9 protein-coding genes and 2 pseudogenes are annotated in these 11,516 nt (G+C 43.3%); 2 read left to right on the top strand and 9 right to left on the bottom strand.

The features are described from left to right. From HWQ41_RS25425 to HWQ41_RS25405, 5 genes and pseudogenes are all read right to left on the bottom strand, one after another. Positions 1-602 (bottom strand): annotated as a pseudogene (locus tag HWQ41_RS25425) (IS4 family transposase); the annotation flags it as partial. A 67-nt stretch (positions 603-669) separates the two neighbouring features. After that, the gene (locus HWQ41_RS25420; RefSeq protein ID WP_292769227.1) at positions 670-879 is read right to left on the bottom strand and encodes a molybdopterin-binding protein; all 210 of its coding nucleotides are present in this window, start codon (positions 877-879) and stop codon (positions 670-672) included. A 214-nt stretch (positions 880-1,093) separates the two neighbouring features. Further along, positions 1,094-1,231, bottom strand: a complete 138-nt coding sequence (locus HWQ41_RS25415) for a hypothetical protein (protein WP_292769224.1) — start codon at positions 1,229-1,231, stop codon at positions 1,094-1,096. A 323-nt stretch (positions 1,232-1,554) separates the two neighbouring features. Further along, complete coding sequence (locus tag HWQ41_RS25410; RefSeq protein ID WP_366931710.1) at positions 1,555-2,574, bottom strand: iron ABC transporter permease; 1,020 nt, start codon at positions 2,572-2,574, stop codon at positions 1,555-1,557. After that, on the bottom strand, positions 2,571-3,590 hold the full coding sequence (locus HWQ41_RS25405; protein WP_292769221.1) for an iron ABC transporter permease: 1,020 nt from the start codon (positions 3,588-3,590) through the stop codon (positions 2,571-2,573). Before HWQ41_RS25405 ends, HWQ41_RS25410 begins: the two co-directional genes overlap by 4 nt. A gap of 245 nt (positions 3,591-3,835) precedes the next feature. On the opposite strand from HWQ41_RS25405, the gene HWQ41_RS25400 reads away from it, so the two are divergent. Next, positions 3,836-4,381: a response regulator gene (locus HWQ41_RS25400; RefSeq protein ID WP_292769219.1), complete on the top strand. Its 546-nt coding sequence runs from the start codon at positions 3,836-3,838 to the stop codon at positions 4,379-4,381. Next, positions 4,374-4,583: pseudogene (locus HWQ41_RS25395) on the top strand (transposase); the annotation flags it as partial. The gene HWQ41_RS25400 and the pseudogene HWQ41_RS25395, both read left to right, overlap by 8 nt. A 453-nt stretch (positions 4,584-5,036) precedes the next feature. Here the strand turns inward: HWQ41_RS25395 and HWQ41_RS25390 are convergent. From HWQ41_RS25390 to vnfG, 4 genes are all read right to left on the bottom strand, one after another. Continuing rightward, entirely contained in the window at positions 5,037-6,380 is a 1,344-nt protein-coding gene (locus HWQ41_RS25390) for a nitrogenase component 1 (RefSeq protein ID WP_292769216.1), read from the bottom strand. A gap of 629 nt (positions 6,381-7,009) precedes the next feature. Then, positions 7,010-8,539 carry a nitrogenase component 1 gene (locus HWQ41_RS25385; protein ID WP_292769213.1) on the bottom strand — a complete coding sequence of 510 codons (1,530 nt, stop codon included), beginning with the start codon at positions 8,537-8,539 and terminating at the stop codon, positions 7,010-7,012. Between the two features lie 506 nt (positions 8,540-9,045). Beyond that, on the bottom strand, positions 9,046-10,431 hold the full coding sequence (gene vnfK, locus HWQ41_RS25380; protein ID WP_292769210.1) for a V-containing nitrogenase subunit beta: 1,386 nt from the start codon (positions 10,429-10,431) through the stop codon (positions 9,046-9,048). Between the two features lie 348 nt (positions 10,432-10,779). Next, on the bottom strand, positions 10,780-11,516 hold a 737-nt coding region (gene vnfG / locus HWQ41_RS25375), incomplete at its 5' end, for a V-containing nitrogenase subunit delta (protein WP_292769208.1).

Below are 11,516 nucleotides of genomic sequence, written 5' to 3'. Positions count from 1 at the left end.
CACATACAAGATTGAAGATAGCGGAATTTATCTAATAGTGTATGTCCCCATTGTGTGGGAATAGATAAAAGCTGTAAAATCAGATAAGCTATCAAACTAACGTAAATTTGTATGGTGATACCATTGACGTTTTTGGTAATTAATTTGTCAAGTTTCAAGTGCATCTTTAAAAACTTCCACAAGAGTTCAACTCCCCAACGTAATCGATAAATATGCCTAATTTCATCATCACTAACGGCTGCATCTCCCGATGAAGGTAAATTAGTTACTAAGCGAAACTCAGTTTTTGTTTATAAATCACAAAAATTAATCACTCTATAAGCTTGAGCATCATCAGATGCACCAACTTTGATTAATCCAGTCACATCGTCAAATTCTAGTTTCCAATTGTTTTTAATCCGCAAAACAAAGTATTTGTTTTCTTGTACCAATTCTTGGATAAACTTTAATCCCGCGAAGCCTCTATCCATCACCCCAACAGCATTAGTTGGTAGACTAGACATCATTTTAGAACCAAATTTATAATCATGGTCATGTCCAAAGTTGATGAAGTTATCTTCTGGAATTCCTGTAGATAAATTCAAAGAACTAAAAAGTTTAACTGTCTGGAGGATAATCGTAGCGATCCGCTTATAGAGCGATCGCCACAACCTATTTACTTATTTTGGGCTATTCTGTAGCAATTATGACATCCGACGCTTTAATCACAGCGATCGCTTGTTTTCCCTCTTGAAGTTGGAGATGCTCTACCGACTCCTTGGTAATAATTGCAGTTATTTCCACCCCAGCCACAATTTCTAATATGACCTCAGAGTTGACTGCTCCTGGGTGAATTTTCTTAATAGTTCCTTTTAAGGAATTACGAGCGCTAACTTCCATATTTTGATACTCCTTAGTTAGAAGATAATTTACTTAATAATGGTAACAAATATCAGATTGTTGGATTATCCTCATTTAGTGGGATACTATCTTCTGCCTTACAGAATAACTTAGATATCAGACTGGGATTAGCTGAATAAATTTCAGCCATCCGCTTATATCCCCCGCATAAATGACGGGGGCTTTACGCATCACAACTCGTAAAAGGCCCGCTCTACTTCCGTTGACGGGTAGAAAACTCGATTTCACCGGGTTGCTTGCCAATGCCAAGTCCGTAGGTTGTCAAATCTAGGTAGGGAACATCTTCCTGAATTAACCTAGCGATCGCCTCATCTGAGAAGAAAACACTCATTATTGGTATTCAAGATTATTTTTTAGAGTACTCTCCAATTGTTACCAAAATAGTTGAGAAAAAAAATAGCGATCGCTACGATTTGTAGGCTTAATAATATGATAAGTAAATCCAGGACTAGATGATGTGTTTAATTACTTAATATCAAAACAATAACAAAGTGCATAAATAGCGAATTAATTTGCTATTTGCAATTAATTATCCAAGAGTATTTAACAAGAAAAATACTCTTTAATAATCTTATTCCCAGACCTTAAAAATAATAATTGAAGAATAGTTTTCCACATGAAAGATTAGCAACACCTAATTTATTTTTAGCCTACTCATAGTCGCCGCCTTTGGTATAGTAAATAGATAAAATAAGGCGCTCCCAAAGCAGCAGTGAGTAAACCACAGGGTAATTCTGTCGGAGTAAACATTGTCCTACTCAAAAAATCTGCTGATGCTACCAATAATCCCCCGATTAAGGCAGTCACTGGCAGTAAATTTTTATGTATTGAGCCGACAAGGGAGCGTGCTAAATGAGGAGCCATTAATCCAACAAAGCCAATTGTACCTGCGATCGCCACACTTGCTCCAGCCAGCGCCACACTCACTAACAATAATTTGCTCCTTTGCCATGTGACTCGGCTACCGAGTCCTTTAGCTACCAAGTCACCCAGTTGCAAAGTATCAAGTTCCCGCGCGAGCAGTAAAGCTAAAGGAACGAAGACAACTATCCAAGGTAGCAGTTGCCAGACTTGCTCCCAACTTTTACCAGCAATACTACCCGCCAGCCACACCAGCGCTCTACTGACGTCGTTGATTTTACCGAAAGTCAACATCAAGGTAGTGAAAGCTCCCATAATTGCCGCGAGCGCTACTCCCACCAACACTAAGCGCAGAGGTGATCTTTCTCCCGTCCCAGCTAGCAAGTAGATTAGATAGGCCACGACAAAAGCACCACCAAAGGCCGCCAGGGGCAAATACATAGTAGGTACAGTCGGGAATAATACAATCAAAGTCACCGCTGCAAAGGCTGCACCTGCATTTACCCCAACGATGCCAGGATCAGCTAAAGGATTACGTGTCAATCCTTGTAAAATTGCACCAGCAACTGCCAAGCCTACTCCTACCAACCACGAGATTAATACTCTCGGTAAACGCAAAGTAACAACAACAAAGGGAGATTCTGGGTCAAGTGTAGGTAAACTCAGAACAGCTTTTACTATGTCTACTGGCGGGACAGGATAATCTCCCAAACTGAGACTCATCCCCAAAACAGCGAGGGTTATTAATAGCACTACCAACAATACTCTAGTTACAGACTGGTTGCCGAGTATTAAATTTTGAATTGTTATCATCCTCTCTTCACCCGCCAATGCACTAGATACAACAAAAAGGGCGCTCCTAACATTGCTGTCATCACGCCAACAGGCAATTCTTGGGGTCTAATTAACCAACGGGCTGCTAAATCTGCCCATACTAGTAAATCTGCACCAAACACAGCCGTACAAGGCAATACCCAACGATAATCAACACCCATCACTCCCCGCGCTAGATGGGGAACTACCAGACCTACAAAGCCAATAGGCCCTGCTAATGCTACAGCACTCCCCGCTAATATGACAACACTCGATGCTGTTGCCAACTTGATCCAACCTGTTTGCTGACCTAAGCCTGTGGCTACTGACTCTCCTAAGCTGAGGACATTGATCTGTCTACTCAAGGCAAAAGCTGTTAATAACCCCACTATCATCCAAGGCAACACAGTCAAAAATAGGTTGAAGTTTAGTCCTGCTAGAGAACCTGCTAGCCAGAAGCGAACTTCTTCAAGAGTTCGCTCACTCAAAATCAGTACACCTGTGGTAATTGAAGATAGCAAGGCAGTTAGAACTGCACCAGCAATAGTCAAGTTCAATGGCGTTGCGCCCCCTTGTCCTAGTGAACCGAGAGAATAAATTGCGATCGCTGCTAACAATGCTCCTAGAAATGCTACAAGGGTAATCAGGGCTGGTGTTGATGTACCCAAGCCAAAGACCATTACTACCACTGCTAAGGCTGCACCTGCATTGATCCCCAAGATACCAGGCGCAGCTAAGGGATTTTGAGTCAGTCCTTGCATTAACGCCCCGGCTATAGCCAAACTAGCACCGACTATACTTGCAATCAGTGTGCGCGGTAGGCGCATCGAGCGGATAATTATGTGTTCGGTGGAGTCATCAAAGTTGGTAAAGGCGGTAAGTATTTGGGAGGTAGAAATATCAGCAGCACCGTAGGCAATACTGGCAAATATGCCCAGTAACAGTAATAAAACTGCTATAGCTAGGCTCAGGATACGAGTATAGTAGCTTTGTGGATTGGTAGTGGTTGCGTTCATGAGTAATAAGGAATTGGCGGAGTCCGACTTTTCCAGTTTTTCTGCAATGTTAAAAGACTAAAAAAAGATAAAAGGCTGCTACAGCAGGGCACTCAGCACATAGCAAGAATATCATACCTATGGCAAATTTGCTTGCATAAGGGGAAAATTTTTTGATATAGTGCCTGCTAGGCAGCTTGTTTACAACTAGTCACTTGTATGACTTCCTCTGTAATTGATTAGGTAAGTAGGGAGGGAATTATATCGTGCCAGACAATTTTGAGGACACGCGTTCAGAAAAAGATAGAAGAGACTTAGATATTTTTCAAGGATTGACGATTCTTGTAGTGGACGATAGCACAGATATCCTTTTTTTAATTACCTATATTTTTGAAAGTTATGGAATCCAGGTGATGACGGCATCTAATGCTTTCGCAGCATTTGAGATTATTAAACAATTCACGGTATATCTTTTAATTATCGACATTGCCATGCCATTTGAGAACGGATATTTGCTAATACAGAAAGTCCGTTCACTTACACCTCCACTAACAAGAGAGATTCCAGCGATCGCCTTTACTGGTAGTTCTGAAGATAAGGTAGATAAAAAGGCTCTTGCGTCTGGATTTCAAACTTATATCCAAAAACCTTCATACTTAGAACAGTTCATAGCAGAAGTAGCAAAACTGGTACTAGATAAAATTCAATACTCATTCCCCAAGCTGCATTTAATTTGGGCAGATGCCGGATATGCTGGAAAACTAGTTGATTGGGTCAGGTATTTTTTTGGCTGTGCAACCCTTGATTGTTAAACGCTCTGATGATACTTCAGGCTTTAAAGTATTGCCTCGACGTTGGGTTGTGGAACGTACACTTGCATGATTAGGTCGCTATCGTCGTCTCAGTAAAGACTACGAATATCATCTCCAAACAAGTGAAACAATGATATACGCCGCTATGACGCATCTAATGTTACCTCGATTAGCCCGTAATCATAGTCGCTCAACCACTTAAGAATTATTTTATAAACACCCTCTTAGGGTTCACAAGACTTTTAAGAGTGTCTAGATACAGATCGCGAAACTTCTGATGAGAAGTATCAATCAAAACGTGGTTAGCATAACTAATTATGCGGACATGATATGACTGGGGCAACGAACTAGCTCCCCTTGGCATTAGCCTCTCCCTTTGAGAGAAGATTCTTATTTATGGGTGAAGCTTTTACGGACGCTTGTTCGCCCTACAGCCCTTCTCCTAAAGGAGACACTACGCGTAGCTTGCTTCCCCATAGGGAGGGTTACGGGCTACAGCAGGCGTCTCCCTTTAGGAGAGGACTCGTTATCGCTACCGCTTTGCTAACGGCAGTTACTCCCCGGTGTAGCGACTGCCGTTGCTCCAGACGTGTAGCACAATACTTCTCAATAACTCCGCATCAGAATATCAAAACATTCTTGACACAATACTTTTCTATGTCCAATTAATCTCTTTGGAACGAAAAGCTCTATCCCAATCGTTAGCAATTACCTCCATCATATTGATCATGCCTTCATAGCCAAAATATGGCTTGTCAACATAGGTTTCTCTGTTAGTGGGGCTAAATACATCAAAAGCAATTTTGATTCCCAATTCCTCTGCCATGTATTTTTCCCATGCCGAGCCAATCACCGCATCAACATCAAACTCCTCTAAGGTCTGTTTAATCTGATAGCCATCTGCTAAAAATGCTACGCGAGGAGCAAGGCCAAGACTATCTAATTCTCGCTCCAGAATTAAACGAGAATCAGGCATCGCCGAGCGAAATAATAAGACTTCTGGAATCATCTCCAATTCTTCAAAGAGCATTCTGACCAGTCCAATGCCAAGCGTCCCATCCGCAGATACGGCAATTCTACAGTTACGATATCGGGGAATAATCATCAATGCTCGTTTGCGAAGTGTATCTACAACCATTTCTTCGCCTTGTTTGATGATTGGCTCCACTTTTTCTTCTATCTTAAAATGTGCCGCCAATGCCTTCAACCACCGGGTAGTGTTGTTTACACCTACTGGTAAAGGTATATCATCAAGAATCAAAGGGATATCATGAGTCTGTTGCATTTTCCGAGCAAACTTATACCCAACATCATGACTAAGAATAATATTAGCGGTTGCCTGACCAGCTTGCTCTAGTTCTTCAAAGGAGGTATTATGAGAGAAGACGGTCTGTACTTTAATCCTTAAAGATTTTAACTTCTGCTTTACCCATTCTAAATCAGCCCACCAAGTAGGATTCAGATTTGCCTGTGGTGCAATGATATTTACAATCCTTGGCTTTCTGCCCCTCCTTTTGGTCTCCCTTCTTTTTATAAAAGGAAGTAAAGCCTCCAAACCCATATCCAAGCCATCATAAGCATTGCCCCGAAACCCACCTGCAAGTAAAGGAACAAGTTTAGCTTTGACATCTGGTTGAAGCTGATGGCACAATCCCGCAATATCTTCACCAATAATGTCTGCCGCGCAGGTACCAACGACAAACATGATCTTAGCATCAAAAGATTTATCCGCCTCTTTGATCATCCCTTTGAGTTTCTCAGACGCTCCCATCACAATGTCTGACTCAAAAAGACGAGTACAACCTACTTTCCGCTTGGTGAAATCAACCTCATGAGCATCATACCCAGCTGCGACAGTGGAGGCGCAACCCTGTGGAGACTGAATCACAATACTGACATCTTTAATGCCAGCAACCGTAGTTGCAATACCTTCAAGGGCACAGCCAACGATTGGGTCTTTACTATGGTCACAATTATCAAAAGTTAGTCCAGCAGACATTTTTCCCTCCTGTTTTTCTAAGGTTTGACTATGGTAAATGCGTTTCACGTAGCCTGTAGCGACTTATAACTCGACGTTTCCGTATTTTGTGCAGCCTGTAACGGCTTCTGTCTTCCCTGTAACGGCTTCTGCCTTGACGTTTCCGTATTTTGTGCAGCCTGTAACGGCTTCTGTCTTCTCTGTAACGGCTTCTGTCTCAACGTTTCCGTGTTTCGCGCAGCCTGTAGCGACTTCTGCCTTGACGTTTCCGTGTTTTGTGCAGCCTGTAACGGCTTCTGTCTTCCCTGTAGCGACTTCTGCCTTGACGTTTCCGTATTTCGCGCAGCTTGTAACGGCTTCCGCCTTAACATTTTTGGCTTAAGCCTTTGCCCCTATCAGATGCCACCGAATTAGTGTGCAGTAGTCTACGTAAGTTGGGTTGAGGAACGAAACCCAACAAACTCTCGGAAATGTTGGGTTTCACTTCCCTACGGGACGCTACGCGAACGTTCCACCCAACCTACAATTTTCTCCGTTAGACAAAATTTCATTTATAGCAACGGACAAGAAGGTTAGGACATTAACTGATGATAAAACCTATATACAAACAGACTTTCAACCCAGTCCCCAGTCCCCAGTCCCCAGCTATATTACTCGTTCATACATTTTCCCCGTCTCTTCTCTGCATATACGGTACAATCAGGCAGGTCTTGGGCTAGTTTTCCGGTCAGTGATTGAGCAGATGCTAACCCGGAATTTTTAGGGAACACCATTTGCTTGGTTAAGGAACTGCGAGGTCTAAAACCATATTGGAGTGCTGTTTTAATACACTTTGCGACCTTTAAGGCTCCGCGATAGCCGAATCTGGGACGATTTAAGATAGCATTTAAATCGACGACAGGAATATGGGGGAAACTCAAGGAAGAACCAAAATACACTACTGAGTCTGGATCAAGACCACCAATAAAATCCAGTAATTCATCTTCCGTTTGTTTCATGGACTCGTACTTGCCAAAGGCTAGCGTCCCCTTCGTAATCAGGATTTCTGGGTCTAATCCTGTTTCCAACAGATAGTCTACACTGGTTTCTCTTGCTTCTGTACTCCAGGGATGGAAGTTATAAATTACTACACGCATCCCAAAATCACGCTCCAACATGTGAGCAAGGGACAAGCACTTGATAGCATCATGTCCTTCGATAATCGCTAACTTCCCTTCTATATAACTCTTAGCTGCTTCAAATTCAGTCTTGATTGCGGCATATTCCCTTTCCATCAAAGCAGCCGCTTGTTCTTCCATCCCTAAATATTTTGCAGCCCCTTCGAGCCATTTTTCTGTAGCGGTGATTCCATAGGGAAGGATAGTAGAATTTAGCGGAGTACCGAACTTATCTGACATGGCTTTGCCGATAGTATAGCCAAGATCCAAACATAAAGTACAGTTGACTGCCGCACTCGGTGCTTGCTTGAGTTCTTCTAACGTACAATCACCAGCGATGACGCTGTGAACTCTTGCCCCCATTGCTTCGATCAATCGTACCAGTTCTTTAACATCAGTTTCGACTTCTGTCCTTTCAGGGCCCATCTTTGCGCCTACAATATTGACAGCATCGGCTAGTTGTGCTTTTCTTTCTGGAGTTGGCGGCTCCATAAAGTCTACGATTTGCCGAAATACGATATCAAATCCACTGCGATACTCCCCGGCGAATCCTTCGCAATGTATCGTCATGATCTCAGCATCAATTTCGCTGCGGGCTTTATTTACTACGTCATCAACACAGTCCCCAATAATACCAGACGCACAACTAGTAGCAACAACGATCGCATCGGGATGATATTTTTCATCTACTTCTCGAATCGCCCCTTTTAATTCTTTTTCTCCACCAAAAATCACCGCCTTCTCACTCATGTTCGTAGTCACCACGGGTTCATAAGGTGATCCACTATTGCGGCTATTGGTCAGCTTGTATGCCCGCTTGACTCCATAAGCACAGCCACTCGGCCCGTGAGAAATGACGATCGCATTTTTAATCCCACTTAAAATCTTGGTTGCAGTCCAAAATTTACAGGGGCGGGTATGACTACCTTGTAAACTGGTCTTAATCTTACCCTCTTTTGCCAAGCGATACAATTCGCTCAAATTTCCGTAAAATACGACATTCTGATCTATACTTGCAGTCATGAACGCTCTCCAATCTTTCAATAGCTTTTGTAGCAGTTTCTTGTGAGTCGTAAACCAGGCTACTGAGCCGCCCTCTGATCTAATCAGTTAAACGAGTTCCGTGGGTTTAATATCATGTTCGGGCAATTAAGCATAATACCCGGAACCCCAAAGAGCCAAAGCTGCGCTTGAGCTAACCTCCCCGCCTGCTCTTAGGGGTTGGGGGTGGGGTTCTTTTATTATGGGTATGCTACCGGACATGATATAAGTCCCCCGATTCAATAAATAAGCAAGTTTTGTATCGGGGTAAAATCCCCGTTACAAAACTGTACTTCCGACTTCCGACTTCCGACTTCCGACTTCCGACTTCTTTAAACGGGTGCTGCCTGGTTTACAATTGATCTAGGATTGCTAAGTATCGTAAAATTCCGATGGAAATACCATCTAATGATTTGGCAAGAGAGTTGGGGGTGGACGAAAAGAAATACCACTGTGGATAGATGCCATCCCCCATACATATTACCCTCTTACCAAACGTTTAAGAGCCACTCGCGCTCGTGCTTGTTCTCCATATCTGCAAACATGGCGTTGGCAATGTTATCTGCTAGCCATTCTGCTCCTTTATAGCCAATCACGGGGTATTTCCACAGACCTGCGCGGTCAAAGCTGGGGAAGCCTACCCGAACCATCGGAATTTTGTTATCGATAGAAATATACCGACCCTTTGAATGACCTAGAATCAAGTCGATTTCGAGGGATTTATCTTTGATGCGGCGCTCCAATTCCCAAAGGTCTGCATTCCAGATGACTTCGATATCACAGGCCGCTTGCTTCTCCAACTCGGCAATTCTGGGGTCTTTGGTGCAGGCTCTGTTGTCGTCTCCCAACAACATCAGCACTGGCTCTAACTCAACTTCTAAGCAGAACTCTGCTAGACCAATTACTAAATCGGGATCTCCGTAAATAGCAACCTTCTTGTTGGCGAAGAACATGTGTGCGAGGTCTGCGATCGCATCAATAGCTTTACCACGTTCTCTGACTAAAGATTCTGGTATTGCTTTCCCAGTCAGTTTTTGGATATTTTGCAGCCAGATGTCGGTATTTTTGATCCCAATTGGTGTTGGGCCAATGATTGCAGGAACCTTAAACTTCTCTTCTAAGAATTCGGCTGCACTGCCTCCTTCATATTTACATAAGGCAATAGTTCCCAACGCATTGGCAGAATCAGCAATTTCTTCAATGGTTGTATTCCCAAAGGCAAAACTTGTCTTATCGGGCATGGTGGGCGCATCGAAGGATTCTGTATCCAGTAAGATATTCCCTGGAACGTCCATCTCTTTTAAGATGCGCTTAACTTCAATGACATCTCCAGGGTTAAGCCACCCAGTGATGATGTTCAACTTGCCAGTTGGTTCGCCTTTTTTTGCTAGGGTAGAAATGATTGCGTGTACGCCGACATTATAGCCTGTGACTTGACTGCCTTTGTAACTGGGAGTATGTACAGGAACAAGGATAACCTTGCGATCGGGATAGTCTTTCTTTAACTGGGCGTTGAGCTTGTTAATGGTTCCTTCGATATCGTCCCCAATTGTCTCAGTTGAACAAGTCGTAATAATTGGGATAATCCGTAAATCGGGATATCGTGCTACTAAGGTCTTTACGCCTTCCTCAATGCGTGGCTGTCCTCCAAGAACAGCGCTATTTTCATGGAGTGAAGAAGAAGCAATGTCGAAATTTTCCTTCAAATGCTGGGCAAACAGGAGACGAACGAACATACTACACCCCTGTCCTCCATGCACCAGGGGAATACAATCTTTGATTCCGATGGAAGCATATTCAGCCCCAGCAGGCTGACAGGTAAATATAGGATTGATGATTCCCTTGCGTTCTTTCTGTTTTACAACTAAAGACATTCTCTTGACTCCTAGATAGTGTAGAATTCGTGATGCGTGTTTGTTTGGCGTTGCTGAACGAAGAGATGAAGTGTCATTTTGAGCTTAAGAAAGTGGAGCGATGTCTGCGGCGATCGCTCTCTACTCTGTAAGTCTCTACTCTGTAAGAAAATTTCTGCACAAACACTAACAGGATGACTTGACTCTAATTCATGCTCCAATTCAACAACGCCGTTCGTTTAGTGAGGCAGTCTGGTCTTCTCCCTACAGCCCTTTGGGCATCCTACGGCAGACGCTAGCCTCTCTCTTTGGGAGAAGGGGTGACGCTAAGAGCGTCACCCAGAGGATTGAATTACCGATCTAATTGCTTTAATAAAGCGAATAATGCAACTCACCATTCTTCGACTTGGTTATTACAATATCGATCAGCATTGCCTTAACAGATTCCAGGACTGCTTTCTTTTGCGAGTTCTCCATGCTATTTAACCATGAAAACCTAATTTCCAGGTCAGCCGAAAGGATCTTCGCATCTGCATAAAAACCCCTCTGGATCAAGGTTTCCAGAACCACCTTTTCTCCAGTCAAGATTTGGGCGGCCATATTGAGAACACCATTGATGTTTTCTTCCCGATCCCATGCACGAGAGTGAAACTGCCACAAACACCGTTCTTGAATTAATTTTGTGACTTCCCCAGCTCGCTCTTGAATGTATGACGCGATTTCCTTAGCTTGCAGTTGAACCTGTGGTGCAACTTCCTTAGCTTGTGGTTGAACTTGTGGTGCAACTTCCTTAGCTTGTGGTTGAACCTGTGGTGCAACTTCCTTAGCTTGTGGTTGAACCTGTGGTGCAGCTTCCTTAACTAGCTGTTTGACCTGTGACGCAGTTTCCTTAACTTGCTGTTTGACCTGTGAAGTGGCTTCCTTAACTTGCTGTTGAATTAAAGAAACGACTTCCTCAGATAGCTCTTTGGTTGCTTTACCGTTGCCATTACCATTGGTGCTTGGCAGCTTTTGCTCACCACGGATGTCATCTTTAGCGAGTTTCATCAAAGGCGAGTAAATGGCATTGTACATATCGCGTGCCATATTCACCGCACCTTCAAAGC

The sequence above is a fragment of the Nostoc sp. NOS(2021) genome (genome assembly GCF_017115025.1).
Taxonomy (GTDB): domain Bacteria; phylum Cyanobacteriota; class Cyanobacteriia; order Cyanobacteriales; family Nostocaceae; genus Nostoc.
The sequence above is the reverse complement of the archived record's forward strand: the minus strand, read 5'-3'. Positions and strand labels throughout refer to the sequence as shown.

Coding starts and splice junctions, on each gene's coding strand:
- HWQ41_RS25420 (WP_292769227.1), bottom strand. CDS start 879: ATGGAAGTTAGCGCTCGTAATTCCTTAAAAGGAACTATTAAGAAAATT.
- HWQ41_RS25415 (WP_292769224.1), bottom strand. CDS start 1,231: ATGAGTGTTTTCTTCTCAGATGAGGCGATCGCTAGGTTAATTCAGGAA.
- HWQ41_RS25410 (WP_366931710.1), bottom strand. CDS start 2,574: ATGATAACAATTCAAAATTTAATACTCGGCAACCAGTCTGTAACTAGA.
- HWQ41_RS25405 (WP_292769221.1), bottom strand. CDS start 3,590: ATGAACGCAACCACTACCAATCCACAAAGCTACTATACTCGTATCCTG.
- HWQ41_RS25390 (WP_292769216.1), bottom strand. CDS start 6,380: ATGTCTGCTGGACTAACTTTTGATAATTGTGACCATAGTAAAGACCCA.
- HWQ41_RS25385 (WP_292769213.1), bottom strand. CDS start 8,539: ATGACTGCAAGTATAGATCAGAATGTCGTATTTTACGGAAATTTGAGC.
- vnfK (WP_292769210.1), bottom strand. CDS start 10,431: ATGTCTTTAGTTGTAAAACAGAAAGAACGCAAGGGAATCATCAATCCT.